Origin of the sequence: Phenylobacterium sp., from assembly GCF_025934275.1 — a bacterium.
Lineage (GTDB): Bacteria > Pseudomonadota > Alphaproteobacteria > Caulobacterales > Caulobacteraceae > Phenylobacterium.
Genome location: NZ_JAICYI010000025.1, coordinates 1 through 19,116, shown reverse-complemented (window position 1 = coordinate 19,116; position 19,116 = coordinate 1). Strand labels below are relative to the sequence as shown.

Genomic DNA, 19,116 nt, shown 5'->3' with positions numbered 1-19,116 from the left:
TGACTTTGCAGTAAAATTGTAGCTTATATTCCTGCCAAGCTGAAACCAAGCTCTATTGAAGGGGTTAGGCTCGCGATCCCCGCTCCCCGGGGACGTTGCAAGGAGAGCCAACATGGCCAATCAGCAAGGCGGACAGTCCTCAGGCCACTCCAACCGCGGCTTCGCGGCAATGGACGAGGACAAGCAACGTGAGATCGCCCGCAAGGGCGGCGAGAGCGTTCCCGACGACAAGCGCAGCTTCTCGCAGGACCGCAACCTGGCCTCGGAAGCCGGCCGCAAGGGCGGCGAGAGCGTTCCCGACGACAAGCGCAGCTTCTCGCAGGATCGCAACCTGGCCTCGGAGGCCGGCCGCAAGGGCGGCGAGTCGTCCGGCGGCGGGCGGCGCTAGCCGGTCCGGCAGGGAGGCCGGCGTCCGTCGGCCTCCCTGCCCCCCTCATTCACCCAGGCAGGCGCACGACGGCCCTGAGCCCGCCCAGCGGAGATCGCGCGAGGGTGATCTCACCGCCGTGGCCGCGGGCGACGTCGCGGGCGATCGCAAGCCCGAGGCCGACGCCCTTGGTGTTCTGGTTGCGCGCCTCATCCAGCCGGCCGAACGCCTTGAAGGCCTCCTCGTAGCGGTCCTCGGGGATGCCCGGGCCATCGTCGTCGACCACGATCTCCACCCCGCCCTGGCCGGTCGGCCGGACGGCCACCTCGACGCGCTCGCCGTGGGCGGCGGCGTTCATGACCAGGTTGGAAAGGGCGCGCTTGAGGGCGTTCGGCCTGACCCTCGCGGTGAGCTCCGGGTCGGCCGCGACGCTCACCTGGGCGCCGGCCCGCACGACGCCCTCGCTGACCTCCTCGATGATGTCGCGCAGGCGCACGGCCTCGACCGCCTCGCCCCCCTCGCCGCGAGCGAAGGCCAGGTACTCGTCGATCATGTGCTCCATCTCGGCGAGGTCCCGCTTCATCGCCGTCGTCCGCTTGGACGGCTCGGCGAGCGCCAGCGCGAGCTTCAGGCGGGTGAGCGGCGTACGCAGATCGTGGCTGACCGAGGCGAGCAGCGTCGTCCGCTGCTCGATATGCCGCTGGAGACGGCCCTTCATGGCGATGAAGGCCTGCGCGGCGCGGCGCACCTCCTTGGCGCCATGCGGCTTGAACGCCGGGGCGTCGGCGCCGCGGCCGAACGCCTCGGCGGCGTTGGCCAGGCGCTCGATGGCGCGCACCTGGTTGCGGATGAACAGGATGGCGATCGCGGTGAGCAGCACCGTGGCGACGGTCATCCAGAGCACGAAGATGTGGCCCTGGGTGGCGAAGGCGCGGTCGCGGGGCGCGAGCACCCGCATCACCCCGCCTGGAACCGCCACGCGGATGTCGACGTAGGCCGGGTAGCGGGTGGTGTCGAACCAGAAGGGGTCGTCCAGCCGGTCGTCCAGCGCGCGCTGCAGCGACTGGTCGATGGGGGCATGGAACGGCTCTTCCAGCACCGGGACGTCACGGCGGTTGGCGGGAAGCTTGCGGCCGGGCTGCAGGGCGATGGAGAGCGACATGGAGTCCTCGGCCCGCTTGGAGATCTTGCCGAAGGCGGCCGGACTCGGGTCCTGCTTGTAGCTCTCCACCGCCCAGGCGATGTCGCCGGCCAGCCCCTCCGAGAGGCGGCTGGTCACCGTCTTCCATTGGGCGTCGAAGAAGACATAGGTCACGGCGATCTGCATCAGCGCGATCGGCAGGACGATGATCAGCAGGCTGCGGCCGAAGAGCGTCTTCGGCATCTGCCGCTTGATCCAGCGGCCGAGCACGCGGCGCGGCGCCAGGCGCATCAGTCGGGCGCCAGCAGGTAGCCGACGCCGCGGACGGTCTGCAGATAGCGCGGCGTCTTGTGGTCGGCCTCGATCTTGCGGCGCAGCCGGGTGACCTGGACGTCGACCGCGCGGCCGGAGGGGTCGACCGAGCCGCGGGCCAGCTCGAGGCGATCGACAGGCTCGTGCGGCGTGCGGGCGAGCTGGCGGAGCAGGGCCACCTCGGCCTCGGTCAAACGCACCCGGTCGCCGTCGCAGGTGAGCTCGCCACGATCCGGATCGAACCGGCAGCGACCAAGCGAGAGCGATCCGCCGGAGGGCGCCCGCTCCTGGGTGCGCCGCAGGATCGCCTCGATGCGCAGCAGCAGCTCCTCGGGCTCGAACGGCTTGGGCAGGTAGTCGTCGGCGCCGAGCTTCAGGCCCTCGATCCGGTCGCCGGCCTCGCCCCGGGCGGTGAGCATCAGGACCGGCGTCCGCCCGGCCGGTCCGCGCTGGTCGCGCAGCCAGCGGGTGAGCGAGAAGCCGTCCTCGCCGGGCATCATCACGTCGAACACCGCCAGGTCGAACGCCAGGCTCTCGATCAGCTTGCGGGCCGGCGCCCCGCCAGCCGCCGCGGTCACCCGGAATCCGGCGCGGGCGAGGAACTCCTTGAGCAGTTCGCGGATGCGGTCGTCGTCGTCGACGATCAGCAGGTGGCGGCCCTGGCGGGCGGTCTCGGCGAGGGTCATGGCCGAGCCTCCCGCCCATTTCGTTTGACGCGGATCACGCGTGACGCTTCAACGGGCCGCCTACGAAAGGAGGTCGCACCCCCATGTCTATCCTGCCCTTCGACGACCGCGACGGTTGGATCTGGCTGGATGGCCAGTTCGTGCCCTGGCGCGAGGCGAAGGTGCACGTACTCACCCACGGCCTGCACTATGCGTCGGCCGTGTTCGAGGGCGAACGGATGTACGGGGGGGAGATCTTCGAGCTGACGGCGCATACCGAGCGTCTGTTCAAGTCCGCCGAGATCCTCGACTTCCAAATCCCCTTCAGCGTGGCCGAGATCGACCAGGCGTGCAAGGACACCTGTGCGAAGAGCGGGCTCGCCGACGCCTATGTGCGGCCGATCGCCTGGCGCGGCTCGGAGATGATCGGCGTCGCGGCCCAGAACACCAAGATCCACGTGGCGATCGCGGTCTGGGACTGGCCGAGCTACTTCAAGCCCGAGGAGAAGGCCAAGGGCATCCGGCTGACCTGGGCCAAGTACAAGCGGCCGAGCCCCGAAACCGAGCCGGTGCACGCGAAGGCGACAGGGCTCTACATGATCTGCACCCTCTCCAAGCACGCCGCCGAGCGGGAGGGGTTTGCGGACGCGATGATGCTCGACTGGCGCGGCTACATAGCCGAAGCCACCGGGGCCAACGTCTTCTTCGTCCGCGACGGGGTGATCCATACGCCGCTCGCGGACTGCTTCCTGGACGGCATCACCCGCCAGTCGGTGATCAAGCTGGCGCGCCAGAAGGGCTTCGAGGTCTTCGAGCGGCACATCGAGCCGCAGGAGCTCGCAGGCTTCTCGGAGTGCTTCATCACCGGGACGGCGGCCGAAGTGACCCCGGTCTCCGAGGTCGGCGAGCATCGCTTCCGGCCAGGCAACATCTCGCTCAGCCTGATGGACGATTACGCCAAGATGGTCCGCCGCGAGCTGGTGACCGCCTAGCGGCGCTACCAGACGCCCGGTGCGAAGCGCCATCGCACGCGCCGGGCGTACTCCGCGTAGCCAGGCAGGCCGGACCTGAGCGCCTGTTCCTCGCGCACCGCCCGCCAGCCGATGCCGACCATCGCCAGAGGCGCGGCGACGAGTCCCCAGAGCGAGCCCGCGACCAGCGGGGCGCCCAGGAAGATCGGCAGGGCGAAGGCGTACATCGGGTGGCGGACAATGGCGTAGGGGCCCGTGTCGATGACCGTCTGCTCGCGCTCGGACTGGATTCTCACGACCGGCGCGGCGAAGCTGTTGGTGCGGAACACCCAGCCGATCCCGACGTAGCTCCCGATCAGCGCGAGGGCGCCGAGCGCCTGCGCCCACGCCGGAGCCTGCGACCAGCCGAAGCGCCCCGCGTCGAGCCCGATCACGGCCAGCCAGCCGAGGAACGCCAGGACCGCCGCGCCCATGAACAGCCGGTCCCAGCGGCTCTGACCGCTCTGGACGGGCGGCTTCAGCCGTTCCTCCAGGAGGCCAGGATCGGTGACGAACAGCCACAGGCTGACCAGCAGGCTGAGCGCGCCGAACAGAACGATGAAGCGCCAGCCGCCCGCCCAGCGCCAGCTCCCCGCCGCGGCGAAGAGCACCGCGCCCATGAGCGTGAGCATCGCCACGAGCTCGACGATCAGCAGGCCGACGAGCTTTGGCCGCGACATGGGCCGCTCAAGCGATCAGCGCGTAGGGCCTCGGCATCGGCTCGTCGCGGGCCAGGAAGATCACCCCGATCACCGAGCGCACCGCGCAATAGACCAACGCCGCGGCCATGATCAGGCCGCCCAGCGCGATAAGTGGAATGCCGACCAGGATCAGGCTGAGGGGAATTCCCACCAACGCGATGATCCCGCCCACCACGAAGCCCAGCAACGAGAACCAGAAGGTGCGGATCAGCCAGGTGTAGTGGCTGCGCATCATCGGACCGGCGCCGTCGCGGTTGGCGTAGGCGATGATCAGGCCGATCACGGTCGTCAGGCCATGGGAGAGACCGACCAGATAGAGCGCATAGACGACGGCCGGCAGGGTGCGGTCCTCTGCGGCGGCGCGGTGATAGTCGGTGGTCATGGGTGTGCCCTCCCTGCGGGCGGATCATGCCCCATCCACGTGGGCGCGCCAGTGAAGGATTTGTAGGGTGGCCCGCGACTAGCGAACGAGGGTGATCTCCACGCCGGCGCCGACCGCATGCGGCGCGAGCGCCAGCGGCTTCTCCACACGCACCCGCGCGCGGGTGACGCGGGCGTCGTCCAGGCAGGCGCGCGCCAGCCGCTCGGCGAAGGTCTCCACCAGCCCGATGTGCCCCTCCGCGGCGACCGCCTGGGCGGCCTTCAGGATGGTCTCGTAGTTCAGCGTGTCGGCGAGCCGCTCGGCGCCGGCGGTGGGGACATCCAGCTCCACGTCGACCACCAGGGGCTGCACGCGTCCGATCTCGTGCCGGTAGACGCCGATCTGCGCCTGCACCTGCAGGCCGCTGACGAAGACCTTGGTCATGGCGACCTTGGGCCCGCTCATCGGCTCACCGCCGGGCCAGGTGCTGGCCGGAATCGACCGCGATCATCTGGCCGGTGACGGCGGCTGCGTCGATCAGGTACCTGAGCGCGCCCGCGACCTGGGCTGGCCCGACCGCGCGGCCCAAGGGCGTCGCGGCGGCCTCGGCGGCGAAGGCGGCCTGATCCTGATGGATCGAGGGCAGGGTCGGTCCGGGCCCGATGCCGTTCACCCGGATGCGCGGCGCGAGGTCCTGCGCCAGCATCTGGGTCGCCGCCCACAGCGCGGCCTTGGAGAGCGAATAGGAGAAGAACTCCGGCGTCGGCCGCCAGACCCGCTGGTCGAGCAGGTTGACGATCAGCCCTTCGCGATCGGCGGGCAGCCGGCGGGCGAAGGCCTGCGCGAGCACCAGCGGCGCGCGCAGGTTGGTCTCCATGTGCGCGTCCCAGGAGGCGCGGTTCATGTCCGAGAAGGCGTCGCGCTCGAAGACGCTGGCGCAGTTGACCAGCAGGGTGACCGCCCCGAGCTCGGCCTCGACCTCGCCGACCAGGGCGACGGTGGCGGACTCGCGGCGCAGGTCGCAGGCGAAGATCTGGGCCTTGCGGCCGCGGGCCCTGACGTCGGCGGCGGCCGCCTCGGCGTCGTCGTCCACCGCCCGCACGTGGACCGCCACGTCGTAGCCGGCGTCGGCCGCAGCCGCGACCAGCGCCCGGCCGATCCGCCGCGCGCCGCCCGTGACCAGCGCCGCGCCGCGGCTCGCCATCCGGGGAGGTCCCTACCGCCTAGTCGAAGCGGCCGAACTCGTAACGGTTCAGCGCCGCGATGACGATGAGGAAGACGACGATGGCGATGAAGGCCATGGAGGCTGTTCTCCAAACTGGATCGTCCGGGCTTTAGCGGCGCTGCCGGCGCCCCGCAACCGCCTTGTCGAACCCTGCGTCAGGCGCTCAAGGTCCGACCCTGCCGCAGAGGGAGATGAGGCCATGCCGCTCGCGCCGATACCGACCGAGGCCTTCCGCAAGATCGCCGTGGGCGTCGATCGCCCCGAGGACGTGGTGGCGGGCAAGGACGGCCGGGTGTTCGCCTCCGACCACCAGAGCGCGGTGGCGGAGATCTTCCCCGACGGCTCGTTCAAGCGGCTGGGGCCGAAGGGCGGCGCGCCCAACGGCCTCAACATGGACCGCGAGGGGCGGATCATCATCGCCAACTTCGGCATCTACGACCGCCAGGCGGGGCCGCTGCAGCGGTTCGATCCGCGGACCGGCGCGCACGAGACGCTGCTCGCCGAGGTCGGCGGCAAGCGGCTGACCTCGTCCAACTATCCGATCATCGATTCCGTCGGCAATATCTGGTGCGCCAACTCCACCCATGCCGAGACCTGGCCGCAGGCGCTGGACGGGCGCGCCGACGGCTTCATCTTCGTGCTCAGGCCCGATGGCTCGTCGGACATCGTCGCCGAGGGCCTGAAGTTTCCGAACGGGTTGGCGATCGCCGCCGACGAGAGCCAGCTCTACTGCGCCCAGACCTCGGGGGCGGACGTGATGCGCTTCCCGATCCTGGCGGGCGGCCGGCTGGGCGCAGGGGAGCGCTATGGGCCGGTGCTGGGCAAGCTGCAGGCGCCCGGCGATCCGCAGCACGACCCGAACGAGCTCGGCTACACCGACGGGGTCGGCATGGACGCCGAGGGCAATCTCTGGGTCTGCCTGCCGGCCGCCAACAAGGTCGTCGCGATCCGGCCGGACCTGACGGTGGTCACCGTGTTCCACGATCCGAGCGGCCAGACGATCAACCACCCGACGAACGTGACCTGGGGCGGCGCGGACCTGAAGGACCTCTACATCGGCTCGATACGGGCCGATTATGTGCTCAAGGCGCGGTCCCCGGTTGCGGGCCAGCCGCTTGTGCATCAAGTGTAATGACGGCGGGGCTTCCGAAGTTACCGCTGATCACTAAAATGCGCGTTTGAAGGTCGGGGCGGACGGCTCCGGCGGGCAGAAGCGAACGGTCCAGGAGGACGTCCATGCGCGAGTACCTCAAGTTCTACATCGATGGCCAGTGGGTCGAACCCAGCGAGAAGAAGACGCTGGACGTGATCAACCCCGCGACCGAGCAGGTCTGCGGCAAGATCGCGCTCGGCACGGCGGCCGACGTCGACAAGGCCGTCAAGGCGGCCAAGAAGGCCTTCCCCGCCTGGTCGCAGACCAGCCGCGAGGAGCGGATCGAGGTGCTGCAGCGCATCCTCGCCGAGTACCAGAAGCGCTTCGGCGACCTGGCGAACGCCGTCACCGAAGAGATGGGCGCGCCCGCCTCGCTCGCGCAGCGCGCGCAGGTGCCGGCCGGCATGGGCCACCTGGCCACCGCCGCCCAGATCCTCAAGGACTTCAAGTTCGAGGAAGACCGCGGCAACACCTTGATCGTGAAGGAGCCGATCGGCGTCTGCGGCTTCATCACCCCGTGGAACTGGCCGCTCAACCAGATCGCCTGCAAGGTCGCGCCGGCTATCGCCACCGGCTGCACCATGGTGCTGAAGCCCTCGGAAGTGGCGCCCTTCTCAGGGCATATCTTCGCCGAGATCATGCAAGCCGCCGGCGTGCCCGCCGGCGTGTTCAACCTGGTTCACGGCGACGGGCCGGGCGTCGGCGTGGCGCTCTCCAGCCACCCGGACATCGACATGGTCTCCTTCACCGGCTCGACCCGGGCCGGCATCGAGGTGGCCAAGAACGCCGCTCCCGGCGTCAAGCGGGTGGCTCAGGAGCTGGGCGGCAAGAGCCCGAACATCGTCCTGGACGACAGCGTCTTCGCCAAGAGCGTGGCGCGCGGCGTGCAGCACATGATGACCAACTCCGGCCAGTCCTGTAACGCCCCGACGCGGATGCTCGTCCCCTCCAAGCGGATGGCGGAGGCCATGGCGGTCGCCAAGGAGGCCGCCGATCAGGTCACGGTCGGCGATCCGAACGGCAACGCGATGCTGGGGCCGGTGGTCTCCGAGGTGCAGTTCAACAAGATCCAGGGTCTGATCAAGAAAGGCGTCGAGGAAGGCGCGACCCTGGTCACCGGCGGTCCGGGCCGGCCCGAGGGGCTCGACAAGGGCTATTACGTGAAGCCCACCGTGTTCGGGAACGTCACCAACGACATGACCATCGCCCGCGAGGAGATCTTCGGGCCGGTGCTGTCGATCCTGGGCTATGAGTCGATCGACCAGGCGATCGAGATCGGCAACGACACCGAGTACGGCCTCGCCGGCTATGTCAACGGCGCCGACCTCGACCAGGCCCGCAAGATCGCCCGGCGGATCCGCGCCGGTCAGGTCTCGATCAACGGCGGCTCGGACATGACCGCGCCCTTCGGCGGCTACAAGAAGAGCGGCAACGGGCGCGAGTGGGGCGACTTCGCCTTCCACGAGTTCCTGGAGACCAAGGCCATCCTCGGCTACGCGCCGAAGGAAGCGGCCGAGTAGGGATCACGCCGAGCCCTCTCCCCCTCGCGGGGAGAGGGTTGGGAGTGGGGTGTCGGGGCCGCACTGACCGGCGCGACGCTTGACCACAAGTCCGGCGGGGCGTGCGCGTCGACCCCCCACCCTGGCCCCTCCCCGCAAGGGGGAGGGGAGTTTAGGACGAGACCCTCATGTCCGAGATTGATCCCCATTTCCGGAGCCACCTCGAGGCGCAGGCGAAGCAGGCGGCGGACAACCCGCTGCCGCCGATCGACCAGCTGCCGCCCGAGATGGTCCGCGCCGGGTACCGAGCGCAGCGGCAGAGCCAGGACCAGAATGCGCCGAAGGACGTCGAGGTCCGCGACTTCGCGATCCCCGGCCCGCACGGCGAGATCCCCGTGCGCCTCTACGAGCCGCAGGGGCTCGGCAAGCCCTCGGGCCTGCTGGTCTATTTCCACGGTGGCGGCTGGGTGATCGGCGACCTCGAAACCCACGACGGCCACTGCCGCAGGATGGCGCGCTGGGGAAACTGCCGGGTGATGGCGGTGGATTACCGCCTTGCCCCCGAGCACCCCTTCCCCAAGGGCCACGACGACGCGCTGGCCGCGGCCAAGTGGGCTTTCGACCACGCCGGCGAGCTGGGCGTCGACCGCCAGCGGATCGCGGTGGGCGGCGACTCCGCCGGCGGCAACCTCGCAGCCACCGTCGCCATCGACCTGAAGGACGACCCCGACCGCCAGCTCGCCTTTCAGCTGCTGCTCTATCCGGCGACCACCTCCGAATGGACCACGCCGTCGCGCCAGACCCTCGACGGCCCGGTCCTGACGTTCCAGGCGATGCGCTGGTTCGAGAAGCTGCTGGCCGCAGGCGGACATCCTGAGGCGCACCGGCTCTCGCCCATCGACCGGGCGCTTCGCGGCGCCGCGCCGGCGCTGATCGTCACCGCCGGCCACGACTGCCTGAAGGACGAGGGCTACGCCTACGCCGAGCGGCTGAAGCAGGCGGGCGTCGAGGCCCGCCACGTCGAATACCCGCACCTGCCGCACGACTTCTACATCATGGCCGACATCTCGCCGGCGGTGATCGAAGCCTCGAGGCAGACGGCCGAGGCGCTGCAGGCGGCGATCGGCTGACTATTCGGCCGCGACGGCCTCGGCGTGGGCCCGGGTTTCCGTGACCCGCCGGCCGGCCGAGAGCGCGAGCCAGATGGCCGGGGCGACCACCAGCGCGCCCTGGATGTAGGGTCCGTCGATCGTGAGGCCGGAGAAGGACAGCCCCGCGCAGAACGGGCCGCCCACGCGCGCCGCGGCGCCCATGGCGTTGTTGAGGCCCAGGATCTGACCCTGCCGATGCGACTCGGCGGTCTGGGAGATCATCGCCGAGACGTTCGGCCAGGCGACCGACTGGCCGATGGCCGAGGCCGTCATCAGCGCGATGGTGTAGGCGCCGCCCGGCGACAGCGGCTGCAGGCCGATGCAGACCATGGTGATGGCCATGCCGATGGCCAGCATCGTCCCCTGGCCGAAGCGCTCGGAAAGCGGGCCGGTCAGGGTCATCTGGGTGATCGCCGAGGCGACGCCGACGAAGGCGAACGCGACGCCGACGTCGCGCGGGCCCCAGCCGAACTTGGCCTGGGTCCACAGGCCGAAGATGGATTCGATGCCGGTGAAGGCGAAGCCGACCATGAAGGTCAGCAGGAACAGCCGTCCGATGATCGGGTTGCGCACCGCCTCGCCGAACGCCGCCCAGCGGTTGGGGCGGTGGGTGTTGGTCTGGTCCCGCTGCCGGCTCTCGCGGATGAACAGCGCGATGCACACCGCTGAGGTCGCGAACAAGCCCGAGGCCGCGAACAGCGGCAGCTGGAACCCGATCGGTCCCAAGCTGGGCTTAGCGAAGATGCCGCCCAGCGTCGGCCCGACGATCAGGCCCACGTTCCACGAGGCGCTCATCCAGCTCATCACCCGGGTGCGCTTCTCCGGCGGGGTGACGTCGGCGAGATAGCCCTGCACGACCGAGCCGTTGCCGCTGGACAGCCCGCCGAGCAGGCGGATGAAGAAAGCCGCCGCCGCGCTCGGCGCAAAGGCGAGCGCGAAATAGCACAGACAGTTGCCGCAGATGGTGGAGATCAGCAGCGGCTTGCGGCCGTACTTGTCGGAGAGCCGTCCCCAGAACGGCTCGCCGAAGAAGGTGCCGATGGAGAAGGCCGAGAAGATCAGCGCGACCAGCCAGGCCGGGGCGTTGAACGACTTGGCGTAGAACGGCAGCAGCGGGACGACGATCCCGAAGCCGAGCTGGTTCAGGAAGATAAGGGCGATCAGCGACGGCGCCGCCCAGCGAGGCGGGGCCGCCTCCGGGGGCGTGCTGTCCGACATGGCGGACGCTGGTAATCTGCGCCGCCTCAGGGGGCAAGGATGGATCGGGGAAGGAGCGCAAACTCGCGGCCGCAACCCGCGCCCGCTTCTCAGCGGTTCCCACCACGACCACCCGGCGAAGGCCGGGGCGCAAGCGGCGGTTGGTTGGCTGCCAGCGCCCGTGCAGAAACCTGGACTCGGCTTGGATCCCGGCCATCGCCGGGATGAGCGGAGGACTACCTCGGCGCCAGGATCATGATCATCTGGCGGCCCTCCATGCGGGGCTCATATTCCACCTTGGCCACCGGATCGAAGTCGGCCTTGACCTTCTGCAGGAGCTTCATGCCGAGCTCCGGGTGGGCGAGTTCGCGGCCGCGGAAGCGTAGGGTGACCTTCACCTTGTCGCCTTCCTCGAAGAACCGATGCATCGAGCGGGCTTTGACATCGTAATCGTGGATGTCGATGTTGGGGCGGAGCTTGATCTCCTTGATCTCCACCACCTTCTGCCGCTTGCGCGCCTCGTTCTTCTTCTTCTGTTCCTGGAATTTGAACTTTCCGTAGTCCAGGATCTTGCAAACGGGCGGATCCGCGTTGGGAACGATCTCGACCAGATCGAGGCCCGCTTCTTCGGCCGCTTCGATCGCGGCGGAGGTGGGCATTACGCCCTGCTTCTCACCGTTTTGGTCGATGAGGAGGACGCGGGGGGCGCGGATGTCTTCGTTCATGCGCGGGCCGTCTTTGACGGGAGGCGCTTGCATGGGGCGGCGAATAGGCGGTGCTCCGTTCGTTGTTCCAACCAAAGCGCGCCGTCTCGTCGAAAGACGATCGGCGCGCCGCGCCAGTATATGGCGGAGGGTTACTACACTATCAAGCTGCGCCCGCGGTCTGGCCGAGCAGGGCGGAGGCCGCCTGCGCCACCTTGGCCACCGGCAGGTCCGCCAGCCGGTCCGACTGCAGGATGGTGACCCGGCCGCGCGGCGCCGTGAGCGCCGGATCCGAAGCCTTGGAGAACAGCACCACCGTGGGCGCGCCGGCCGCCGCGGCGAGGTGCAGCGGCCCGGTGTCGTTGCCGATGGCGAGCGCGGCCTTGGCGCCCAGCACGGCGATGCGCGCGAAGTCGGTGCGGCCGGTCAGGTCGCGGGCGCGCGGCGTCACCCGCTGGATGGCGTGCGCGAGCGGCGTCTCCTGCACGCCGCCGATGATCACGATGTCGAAGCCGCGCGCGTAGAGGATGCGCGCCAGCTCGGCGTAGTTCTCCACCGGCCACCACTTCTCCGGCCGATGCGCCGATCCGCCGGGGACGAACATCACATAGGGCCTGGGCCGCACCCCGCCCGCCACCGAGCGCTCGGCGGGCTCGTTCCTCCAGACCCAGGAAAGGTCCGGCAGGGGCGCGGCGCCTGGCGAGGTTGGCGCATCTGGCCAGATGCCGGCGTACATAAGCTGGTCGGCCTGGCGCTCCAGGGTGTGCATGGAGTTGCGCAAGGGGTTCTTGTGCGGCAGCGAGCAGCCGAGCGCGATCCCCGACCAGGACGGCGGACTGGGACGCAGCAGGTGGAAGATGCGGTTGGAGTGGTTGGAGGTCTGCAGGTCGTACACCCGGTCGTAGGCCGCGGTCCTCAGCCGTTTGCGAAGCGCGGCCCACTGGCCGAAGGTCTCGGGCCGCCCGTCGGTGTAGACGGCGTTGAAATAGGGGCTCGCCTTGCCCAGGCCCTCGAACGGCGGGGTGGTGAGCAGCGAGATGTGCGCCTTGCGATGCGCCTCGCGGATCTTCTTCATCGCCGCCAGCGCCAGGACGAAGTCGCCCAGGGCGGACAGCTTGATCACCAGGATCTTCTCGACGCCGCGGCGGACCATCAGGGGCGGGCCTCCAGCACCCGTTCGTAGGCTGCGAGCGTGGCGGCGCACATGGCGTCATTGCGATAGAGCTGGCGCGCCCGGTTCATCCCCGCCTGACCGATCGCCAGCCTGCGCCCCGGCCCCAGATCCATGGCCTGGGTCATCGCCTGCGCCCAGGCCTCAGGCTCCCCCGGCGGGACCAGCCAGCCGCTGACGCGATCGACCACCGTCTCGCTCTGCGCCCCGCAATCTGAGGCGATCACCGGCCGCCCCATGACCTGCGGCTCCACGGCGGTGCGCCCGAAGGCCTCCGGCGTGGTGCGCGCGGCGATGGCCACGTCGGCGACCAGGTACGCGGCCGGCATGTCGTCGCAATGGCCGAGCAGGCGCACGTGGTCCGAAAGGCCCGCCTCGTCGATCTGCCTGGCGAGCGCCTCGCGATAGCCGGTCCGGCCCTGATCGTCGCCCGCCACCAGCACCAGGAACTCGTCACGGCCCTGCTCGCGGATGCGACGCGCGGCCTCGATCACCGTGGCGTGGCCCTTCACCGGCGAGAGGCGCCCGGCCATGAGGAACACCGTGCGGCGGCCGTCCTCGCCGACGCCCCAGGCGCGTCTGAGCGCCTCGATCCGGTCGGGCGTGATCCAGGCGGGATTGAACCGGTCGAGGTCCACGCCGCGCGGGATGGCGACGACCTTGGCCGGATCGACATGGTGCTCCGCCAGGATGTGCCGGCGGGTGTACTCGGAGTTGGCGATCACCAGATCGCCGCGCGTCATCACCGCGTTGAACCAGCGCTTCGGCGTCGAACCGGCCGAATAGATGCCGTGGTAGGTGGTGACGAACGGCCGGCGGGTCGCGCGGGCCGCCCAGAGCGCCGAGAAGGCCGGCATGCGGGAGCGGGCGTGGACCAGGCTCACGGCTTCCCGCTGGATGAGCTCCGTCAGGCGGGCGGCGTTGCCAAGCACGGCCAGCGGGTTCTTGGCGTGGACCGGCATCTGGGCGAGCCGGCCGCCATCGGAGACCAGGCGCGCCGCCATGCGCCCGCCGCGCGTCGCGACCAGCGCCTTGCCGCCCGCCTCGATGACCGCGCGGGCGACGTCGATGGTGGTCTGCTCGGCGCCCCCGGTCTCGAGCTCGGGAACGACCTGCAGCAAGGTGAAGTCGGGCGGCAGCGGCACGTCCTTCGCTTACCTCGAAATGGGTGCGGCCACGCGGCGGCGCGCTGACGCGGCGGCGACCCCGCGCTATGAGCGATCCATGGCCGAGACGACAGGATACCTGACTCGCGACGATGGCGCGCGGCTCGCCTGGAAGCGCGTCGAGGGCCGGGGCCCGACGGTCGTCTGGCTGGGCGGCTTCAAGTCCGACATGGCCGGGACCAAGGCCCAGGCGCTCGCCGACTGGGCGCGGGCGAGCGGCCGCGCCTATCTCCGGTTCGACTATTTCGGCCATGGGATCTCCGACGGCGAGTTCCGCGAGGGGACCATCAGCCGCTGGCGGGCCGATGCGCTGGCGGTGCTCGACCATCTGGTTGAGGGCCGGGCGGTGCTAGTCGGCTCCTCCATGGGCGGCTGGCTCGCCTGTCTCGTCGCCATGGCCGCCCCGGCGCGGATCGCCGCCCTGGTGCTGGTCGCCCCCGCAGCCGACTTCACCGAGAAGCTGATGAGGCCGGGCCTGCCGCCGGACGGCCGCGCCGCCCTGGCTCGGGACGGCGTCTGGCTGCGGCCGTCGCCCTATGGCGAGGAGCCCTATCCGATCACCCGAGCTCTGCTGGAGGACGGCGCCCGCTGGTCGATCCTCGACTCCGAGGTCCCGATCGAGGCGCCGGTGCGCATCCTGCAGGGCGGTGAGGATCCCGATGTGCCGTGGCGCCATGCCCTGGAGATGGCGCAGGCGATCAAGGGTCGGGACGTGGTCTTCACGCTGATCAAGGACGGCGACCACCGCCTGTCGCGGCCGCAGGACATCGCGAGGCTAATCGCGGCGGTGGAAGAGCTGCCCTGAATTCCCCCGCGGCGGCTATTCCGCGGCGACCGCCGCCTCCGCGCCGAGGTCTGCGGTGGCCGCCGCCCGCTCAGCGTTCCAGGTCGAGACGCAACGGATCTTCGAGTGGTCCGCGCGCTCGGCAAAGCAGCGGGCGATCTCAGTCACCTCCAGCAGCAGGCCTTCCTCCAGGGTGATCGGCTCCAGGCCGTAGGACAGCAGCCGGCGGTTCTCCACCGCGAGCTCGTTCTCGTCGGCTTCCTCGCGCGGGTTCGGCAGGTAGGCGATCTCGGCGCCGGTGAGGCGAGAGACCATCTGCGCCAGGTCACGCACCCGCCAGCACTCGGTCATCTGGTTCATCACCTTGACCCGCTCGCCGCGGGTCGGCGGATGGGCGAGCGCCAGTTCGACGCAGCGCACGGTGTCCTGGATGTTGATGAAGGCGCGCGTCTGGCCGCCGACGCCGTGCACGGTCAGCGGATAGCCCACCGCCGCCTGCATCAGGAAGCGGTTGAGCACGGTGCCGTAGTCGCCGTCGTAGTCGAAGCGGTTGATCAGCCGCCGGTCGAGCCGCGTCTCGGCGGTCTGGGTGCCCCAGACGATGCCCTGGTGCAGGTCGGTGATCCGCAGCTTGTCGTTCCTGGCGTAGAACTGGAACAGCAGCGCGTCCTGGGTCTTGGTCATATGGTAGATCGACCCGGGGCTCGGCGGATAGAGGACCTCCTTCTCCACCCAGCCGGCGGGCGTCTCCACCTTCACCGTCAGATAGCCCTCAGGGATCGCCATCCCGACCGTGCCGTAGCCGTAGACGCCCATGGTTCCCAGGTGGGCGAGGTGGATGTCGAGGCCGGAATCGACGATCGCGGCCAGGATGTCGTGGGTGGCGTTGAGGTTGTTGTCGACCGTGTAGCGCTTGTGGCGCGCCGACTTCATCGAGTAGGGCGCGGCGCGCTGCTCGGCGAAGTGCACCACCGCGTCGGGCCGGAAGGTCTGCAAGAGGTCGAGGAGTTCGTCGTAGTCCTTGCCGACGGTGATCTGGTGGGCGCGGATTGCCCGCCCGGAGACCTCGCGCCAGGCGGCCAGCCGCTCGTCGAGCGGGACGATCGGAGTCAGCGAACCGGCCCGCAGCTCGCCGTCGATCCGCCGCCGCGAGAGGTTGTCCACGATCTCGACGGCATGGCCGCGCGCCGACAGATGAAGCGCGGTCGGCCAGCCGCAGAAGCCGTCGCCGCCGAGGATCAATACGCGCATCGCAACTCCACGACGTGGCCCCCCCGGCAAAGGGCTACCCTACGAAGGGCGCTTTCGCCAAGCCAAACTGCGACAGGCCGCCGCAGTCACAGGAGCGCCTGGATGGCCTTGCGGACGCTTTCGGCGAGCTCGGGGCGGCGCAGCGCAAAGGCCACGTTGGCGCGCAGGAGCCCGATCTTGTCGCCGCAGTCGTAGGTGGTCCCGTCGTATTCCAGGGCATGGAAGTCCTGGCTTTTCATGAGCTTGGACATGGCGTCGGTGAGCTGGATCTCGCCGCCGGCGCCACGCTCCTGGGTCTGCAGCGTCTCGAAGATCTCGGGCTGCAGGATGTAGCGGCCGGAGATGAACAGGTTGGACGGCTCGGCGCCCGGCGCGGGCTTCTCGACCATGCCGGTCATGCGGTTGAGCCGGCCCGTTCGCGTCGCGAGGGCGACAATTCCGTACTTGTGGGCCTCGCCCTCGGGCGCCGGCTCCACCACTACGATGTTGCCGCCGACCTCTTCGTGGGCGGCCACGGCCTGGGCGAGCGCCGGCGGATCGGCGGTCATCAGCATGTCGGACAGGATGACCGCGAACGGCTCATCGCCCACCACGTGGCGGGCGCACCACACCGCGTGGCCCAGGCCCAGCGGGGCCATCTGGCGAATGAAGCTCATCTCCCCCGGCGGACCGATGTCACGCCGGACATCGGCGAGGATCTCGGCCTTGCCCTTGGCCTCGAGCGCGCCTTCCACCTCGGGATTGGCGTCGAAATAGTCCTCGATGGCGCCCTGGCCGCGGCCGACCACGAAAACGAAGTGCTCGATGCCCGCCGCGCGCGCCTCCTCGACGATGTAGGACAGGATCGGCCGGTCGACGACGTTCAGGAGGTTCTTCGGCGTGGCCTTGGCGCCGGGCAACACGCGGGTCCCGAGCCCAGCCACCGGCAGCACGGCCTTGCGCACGCGTTGGGTCATTCATCTCTCCGAGCAGACGCCTTACGAGGGCCGAAGCCTGGTCGTCGCGCGGCCCTCACGCCTCGACGAGACCGCGCGATCCGTCTCGCGGACTAGAGGACGGCCGGACTGAAATCCACAGCTTGTTGCGGCAAAAATCCGCGCCGCACGGACGATCACGATTTCGCGAACTCACGAAGCCGTGTATGAGTTGTGTGTCGGGGGATAGTCCTCCAGGGGAGCAATCCATGAAACTGCGTATCCTGACTTCGGTTGCTGCGGCTGCGGTTCTCGCGGTGAGCCTGTCGGCCTGCCAAAAGAAGGCGGACAACACGGCCACGGCTGACACCAACGCCACCACGGCGACCGATACCAACACGACCACGACCACGACGGCCCCGGCGGACACCAACGCCACGGCTGGCGCGACGAACTCGACGGCCCCGTCGGACACCAACGCGACGGCCGGCGCGACGAATTCGACCACGACCACGAGCTCGATGTCCTCTTCGACTCCGGCGAAGAAGTAGGATCGACGTCTCTTATCGTGCGAACGGCCGCTCCTGGAGCGGCCGTTTTGCTTTTCGGGCCGCGGCTCAGCCCGTCGGCTCACGCCATCTCAGGATCAGCGAGCGGCCGCGCACCTCGAAGGAATCGAGCCGCCTGAGGAAGCTCAGTCCGAGCAGCGAGCGCCTCATCGGCGCCTGGTTCACCGACATCTTGAAATCGTCGAGTGCAATGGGCCCGACCTGAAGTCGGCGCGCGCGATAGGGCGCGCCATAGCCTTTGCCGTTGGCGGTCTCGGCCTCTTCGTCGAAGCGAAGTCCGGCGGGATCGATCCCGAGCCGGCGCGCATCGTCGAGGCTCAGCACCGTATCGGTCGAACCGGTGTCGACCAGGAAGCGGACCCGCTGGCCGTTGACCCTGCCGATCACCTCGAAGCCGCCGTCGCCGTCTTGCGGGATGACCAGCTGGTGATCGCCGACCGCGACCGGCTCGCCGTCGCTGAATGCGAGCCGCAGGTGCTGCGGCACGCCGCGGAGCTCGTCCCGATAGGCGAACCCGAGCGCCACCGCCGCGATGATCGCGAGCCAGATCGCCGCGTGCTTCAGACGCTCGGGAGAGCGGCCGCGCCCAGCCCGGAACACGCCTGCGGAAATCAGCACGACCAGCCCGGCGGCATAGGCCACGTCGGCCCAGTCGCCGCGGGTGCGGACCGCTTCGGGGAAAGCGCGGGCCAGCGCCAGCACCAGGCCGCCCAGCCCGACGATCAGCAGCAGCCATAGCCGCGCGCGTCGTGGAACTCGCGGCGGCGGCGGCGCGTCCCGCCCCCAGGGGCCGGTTTTGTCCGACATGGCTCCCCTTCGTTCCGCCGCGAGCCTGCCAGCGGGACGGCCCGACAGCTACTCCACGGTCACCGATTTCGCCAGATTCCGCGGCTGGTCGACGTCGGCGCCCTTCTGGACGGCGACATAGTAGGCGAGGAGCTGGATGGGCGGGGCGTAGACCAGGGGCGCCAGCAGCGGATCGCAGCTCGGTCCGACGATCAGCTTCACCCCAGGCGGCGCATTGGCCGCGCCCTCCTCGTCGGTGATCAGGATCACCTTGCCGCCGCGGGCCGCCACCTCGCTCATGTTCGAGATGGTCTTGTCGAACAGCGGGTCAGAGGGGGCGATCACGATCACCGGCGTGGTCTCGTCGATCAGCGCGATCGGCCCGTGCTTCAGTTCGCCGGCGGCGTAGCCTTCGGCGTGGATGTAACTGATCTCCTTGAGCTTCAGCGCGCCCTCCAGCGCCAGCGGGTACATCGCGCCGCGGCCGAGGTAGAGGACGTCGCGGGCCTTGGCGAGCTCTGGCGCGAGCGCGCGGACGTCGTCCTCCACCTGCGTCGCCTCGGCGATCAGGCGCGGCGCTTCCAGGAGCAGCCGCGTGTCGTGCGCCTCCTCGCCGGGCTTGAGCCGGCCGCGGGCGGCGGCGGCGGCGATGGCGAGCGCGGTGAGCGCCGCCACCTGGCTGGTGAACGCCTTGGTGGAGGCGACCCCGATCTCCGGGCCGGCGTGGGTCGGGAACAGGACGTCGGCCTCCCGCGCCATGGTCGATTCGTGGACGTTGACGACGGCGGCGGTGGTGAGGCCCTGGGCCTTGCACCAGCGCAGCGCCGCCAGCGTGTCGGCCGTCTCGCCGGACTGCGATACGGCGATGGCGAGGGTCGCGGGCGTCACCGCCGGCTGGCGGTAGCGGAACTCCGAGGCGACCTCGACCTCGCAGGGCAGGCCGGCCAGCTTCTCGAACAGGTATCGCGCGATCTGGCCGGCGTAGCTCG

At 69.8% G+C, this 19,116-nt stretch carries 21 protein-coding genes; 7 read left to right on the top strand and 14 right to left on the bottom strand.

What is annotated here, in order from left to right; genetic code table 11:
- Positions 1 to 112 precede the first annotated feature (112 nt).
- Complete coding sequence (locus Q0W60_RS08370; RefSeq protein ID WP_297694475.1) at positions 113 to 388, top strand: KGG domain-containing protein; 276 nt, start codon at positions 113 to 115, stop codon at positions 386 to 388.
- A 49-nt stretch (positions 389 to 437) separates the two neighbouring features.
- Here Q0W60_RS08370 and Q0W60_RS08365 read toward each other — a convergent pair whose 3' ends face one another.
- Entirely contained in the window at positions 438 to 1,799 is a 1,362-nt protein-coding gene (locus Q0W60_RS08365) for an ATP-binding protein (RefSeq protein ID WP_297694473.1), read from the bottom strand.
- Positions 1,799 to 2,506, bottom strand: coding sequence for a response regulator transcription factor (locus Q0W60_RS08360; RefSeq protein WP_297694471.1), 708 nt, complete (start codon positions 2,504 to 2,506; stop codon positions 1,799 to 1,801). Before Q0W60_RS08360 ends, Q0W60_RS08365 begins: the two co-directional genes overlap by 1 nt.
- 83 nt (positions 2,507 to 2,589) lie before the next feature.
- Between Q0W60_RS08360 and Q0W60_RS08355 the strand changes: the two genes are divergently transcribed.
- On the top strand, positions 2,590 to 3,477 hold the full coding sequence (locus Q0W60_RS08355; RefSeq protein ID WP_297694469.1) for a branched-chain amino acid aminotransferase: 888 nt from the start codon (positions 2,590 to 2,592) through the stop codon (positions 3,475 to 3,477).
- A 5-nt stretch (positions 3,478 to 3,482) separates the two neighbouring features.
- Here Q0W60_RS08355 and Q0W60_RS08350 read toward each other — a convergent pair whose 3' ends face one another.
- From Q0W60_RS08350 to Q0W60_RS08335, 4 genes are all read right to left on the bottom strand, one after another.
- Entirely contained in the window at positions 3,483 to 4,175 is a 693-nt protein-coding gene (locus tag Q0W60_RS08350) for an isoprenylcysteine carboxylmethyltransferase family protein (RefSeq protein ID WP_297694468.1), read from the bottom strand.
- Between the two features lie 7 nt (positions 4,176 to 4,182).
- On the bottom strand, positions 4,183 to 4,578 hold the full coding sequence (locus tag Q0W60_RS08345) for a hypothetical protein (RefSeq protein ID WP_297694466.1): 396 nt from the start codon (positions 4,576 to 4,578) through the stop codon (positions 4,183 to 4,185).
- Between the two features lie 78 nt (positions 4,579 to 4,656).
- Positions 4,657 to 5,022 (bottom strand): dihydroneopterin aldolase, encoded by a 366-nt coding sequence (folB, locus tag Q0W60_RS08340; RefSeq protein WP_297694464.1) that lies wholly within the window; start codon positions 5,020 to 5,022, stop codon positions 4,657 to 4,659.
- 4 nt (positions 5,023 to 5,026) lie between these two features.
- Positions 5,027 to 5,761 carry an SDR family oxidoreductase gene (locus Q0W60_RS08335; protein WP_297694462.1) on the bottom strand — a complete coding sequence of 245 codons (735 nt, stop codon included), beginning with the start codon at positions 5,759 to 5,761 and terminating at the stop codon, positions 5,027 to 5,029.
- A gap of 220 nt (positions 5,762 to 5,981) precedes the next feature.
- Here Q0W60_RS08335 and Q0W60_RS08330 point away from each other — a divergent pair, with 220 nt between their 5' ends.
- From Q0W60_RS08330 to Q0W60_RS08320, 3 genes are all read left to right on the top strand, one after another.
- Positions 5,982 to 6,914, top strand: a complete 933-nt coding sequence (locus Q0W60_RS08330) for an SMP-30/gluconolactonase/LRE family protein (protein WP_297694461.1) — start codon at positions 5,982 to 5,984, stop codon at positions 6,912 to 6,914.
- Between the two features lie 104 nt (positions 6,915 to 7,018).
- The gene (locus tag Q0W60_RS08325; RefSeq protein WP_297694460.1) at positions 7,019 to 8,455 is read left to right on the top strand and encodes an aldehyde dehydrogenase family protein; all 1,437 of its coding nucleotides are present in this window, start codon (positions 7,019 to 7,021) and stop codon (positions 8,453 to 8,455) included.
- Between the two features lie 167 nt (positions 8,456 to 8,622).
- Positions 8,623 to 9,564: an alpha/beta hydrolase gene (locus tag Q0W60_RS08320; protein ID WP_297694458.1), complete on the top strand. Its 942-nt coding sequence runs from the start codon at positions 8,623 to 8,625 to the stop codon at positions 9,562 to 9,564.
- Here Q0W60_RS08320 and Q0W60_RS08315 read toward each other — a convergent pair whose 3' ends face one another.
- From Q0W60_RS08315 to Q0W60_RS08300, 4 genes are all read right to left on the bottom strand, one after another.
- On the bottom strand, positions 9,565 to 10,803 hold the full coding sequence (locus Q0W60_RS08315) for an MFS transporter (RefSeq protein WP_297694456.1): 1,239 nt from the start codon (positions 10,801 to 10,803) through the stop codon (positions 9,565 to 9,567).
- 215 nt (positions 10,804 to 11,018) lie between these two features.
- Positions 11,019 to 11,540 (bottom strand): translation initiation factor IF-3, encoded by a 522-nt coding sequence (gene infC, locus Q0W60_RS08310; protein WP_297694454.1) that lies wholly within the window; start codon positions 11,538 to 11,540, stop codon positions 11,019 to 11,021.
- A 109-nt stretch (positions 11,541 to 11,649) separates the two neighbouring features.
- Positions 11,650 to 12,639, bottom strand: a complete 990-nt coding sequence (locus Q0W60_RS08305; protein WP_297694452.1) for a glycosyltransferase family 9 protein — start codon at positions 12,637 to 12,639, stop codon at positions 11,650 to 11,652.
- On the bottom strand, positions 12,639 to 13,802 hold the full coding sequence (locus tag Q0W60_RS08300; protein WP_297694450.1) for a glycosyltransferase family 4 protein: 1,164 nt from the start codon (positions 13,800 to 13,802) through the stop codon (positions 12,639 to 12,641). Before Q0W60_RS08300 ends, Q0W60_RS08305 begins: the two co-directional genes overlap by 1 nt.
- Positions 13,803 to 13,881: 79 nt before the next feature.
- On the opposite strand from Q0W60_RS08300, the gene Q0W60_RS08295 reads away from it, so the two are divergent.
- Positions 13,882 to 14,628: an alpha/beta hydrolase gene (locus tag Q0W60_RS08295; protein WP_297694448.1), complete on the top strand. Its 747-nt coding sequence runs from the start codon at positions 13,882 to 13,884 to the stop codon at positions 14,626 to 14,628.
- A gap of 15 nt (positions 14,629 to 14,643) precedes the next feature.
- On the opposite strand, the gene Q0W60_RS08290 is transcribed toward Q0W60_RS08295, so the two are convergent.
- Complete coding sequence (locus Q0W60_RS08290; protein ID WP_297694446.1) at positions 14,644 to 15,858, bottom strand: NAD-dependent epimerase/dehydratase family protein; 1,215 nt, start codon at positions 15,856 to 15,858, stop codon at positions 14,644 to 14,646.
- 86 nt (positions 15,859 to 15,944) lie between these two features.
- The gene (locus tag Q0W60_RS08285; RefSeq protein WP_297694444.1) at positions 15,945 to 16,814 is read right to left on the bottom strand and encodes a UTP--glucose-1-phosphate uridylyltransferase; all 870 of its coding nucleotides are present in this window, start codon (positions 16,812 to 16,814) and stop codon (positions 15,945 to 15,947) included.
- A gap of 227 nt (positions 16,815 to 17,041) precedes the next feature.
- On the opposite strand from Q0W60_RS08285, the gene Q0W60_RS08280 reads away from it, so the two are divergent.
- Complete coding sequence (locus Q0W60_RS08280; RefSeq protein WP_297694442.1) at positions 17,042 to 17,323, top strand: hypothetical protein; 282 nt, start codon at positions 17,042 to 17,044, stop codon at positions 17,321 to 17,323.
- A 66-nt stretch (positions 17,324 to 17,389) separates the two neighbouring features.
- Here Q0W60_RS08280 and Q0W60_RS08275 read toward each other — a convergent pair whose 3' ends face one another.
- Together Q0W60_RS08275 and Q0W60_RS08270 are read right to left on the bottom strand one after the other, a co-directional pair.
- Positions 17,390 to 18,148: a TIGR02281 family clan AA aspartic protease gene (locus Q0W60_RS08275; RefSeq protein ID WP_297694440.1), complete on the bottom strand. Its 759-nt coding sequence runs from the start codon at positions 18,146 to 18,148 to the stop codon at positions 17,390 to 17,392.
- A gap of 48 nt (positions 18,149 to 18,196) precedes the next feature.
- The coding region (locus Q0W60_RS08270) for an isomerizing glutamine--fructose-6-phosphate transaminase (protein WP_297694438.1) at positions 18,197 to 19,116 on the bottom strand (920 nt) is incomplete at its 5' end.

What these genes read in the sequence shown, in the direction of transcription:
- Q0W60_RS08370 (WP_297694475.1), top strand. Translation starts at nt 113, where the DNA reads ATGGCCAATCAGCAAGGCGGACAGTCCTCAGGCCACTCCAACCGCGGC.
- Q0W60_RS08365 (WP_297694473.1), bottom strand. Translation starts at nt 1,799, where the DNA reads ATGCGCCTGGCGCCGCGCCGCGTGCTCGGCCGCTGGATCAAGCGGCAG.
- Q0W60_RS08360 (WP_297694471.1), bottom strand. Translation starts at nt 2,506, where the DNA reads ATGACCCTCGCCGAGACCGCCCGCCAGGGCCGCCACCTGCTGATCGTC.
- Q0W60_RS08355 (WP_297694469.1), top strand. Translation starts at nt 2,590, where the DNA reads ATGTCTATCCTGCCCTTCGACGACCGCGACGGTTGGATCTGGCTGGAT.
- Q0W60_RS08350 (WP_297694468.1), bottom strand. Translation starts at nt 4,175, where the DNA reads ATGTCGCGGCCAAAGCTCGTCGGCCTGCTGATCGTCGAGCTCGTGGCG.
- Q0W60_RS08345 (WP_297694466.1), bottom strand. Translation starts at nt 4,578, where the DNA reads ATGACCACCGACTATCACCGCGCCGCCGCAGAGGACCGCACCCTGCCG.
- folB (WP_297694464.1), bottom strand. Translation starts at nt 5,022, where the DNA reads ATGAGCGGGCCCAAGGTCGCCATGACCAAGGTCTTCGTCAGCGGCCTG.
- Q0W60_RS08335 (WP_297694462.1), bottom strand. Translation starts at nt 5,761, where the DNA reads ATGGCGAGCCGCGGCGCGGCGCTGGTCACGGGCGGCGCGCGGCGGATC.
- Q0W60_RS08330 (WP_297694461.1), top strand. Translation starts at nt 5,982, where the DNA reads ATGCCGCTCGCGCCGATACCGACCGAGGCCTTCCGCAAGATCGCCGTG.
- Q0W60_RS08325 (WP_297694460.1), top strand. Translation starts at nt 7,019, where the DNA reads ATGCGCGAGTACCTCAAGTTCTACATCGATGGCCAGTGGGTCGAACCC.
- Q0W60_RS08320 (WP_297694458.1), top strand. Translation starts at nt 8,623, where the DNA reads ATGTCCGAGATTGATCCCCATTTCCGGAGCCACCTCGAGGCGCAGGCG.
- Q0W60_RS08315 (WP_297694456.1), bottom strand. Translation starts at nt 10,803, where the DNA reads ATGTCGGACAGCACGCCCCCGGAGGCGGCCCCGCCTCGCTGGGCGGCG.
- infC (WP_297694454.1), bottom strand. Translation starts at nt 11,540, where the DNA reads ATGCAAGCGCCTCCCGTCAAAGACGGCCCGCGCATGAACGAAGACATC.
- Q0W60_RS08305 (WP_297694452.1), bottom strand. Translation starts at nt 12,639, where the DNA reads ATGGTCCGCCGCGGCGTCGAGAAGATCCTGGTGATCAAGCTGTCCGCC.
- Q0W60_RS08295 (WP_297694448.1), top strand. Translation starts at nt 13,882, where the DNA reads ATGGCCGAGACGACAGGATACCTGACTCGCGACGATGGCGCGCGGCTC.
- Q0W60_RS08290 (WP_297694446.1), bottom strand. Translation starts at nt 15,858, where the DNA reads ATGCGCGTATTGATCCTCGGCGGCGACGGCTTCTGCGGCTGGCCGACC.
- Q0W60_RS08285 (WP_297694444.1), bottom strand. Translation starts at nt 16,814, where the DNA reads ATGACCCAACGCGTGCGCAAGGCCGTGCTGCCGGTGGCTGGGCTCGGG.
- Q0W60_RS08280 (WP_297694442.1), top strand. Translation starts at nt 17,042, where the DNA reads ATGAAACTGCGTATCCTGACTTCGGTTGCTGCGGCTGCGGTTCTCGCG.
- Q0W60_RS08275 (WP_297694440.1), bottom strand. Translation starts at nt 18,148, where the DNA reads ATGTCGGACAAAACCGGCCCCTGGGGGCGGGACGCGCCGCCGCCGCCG.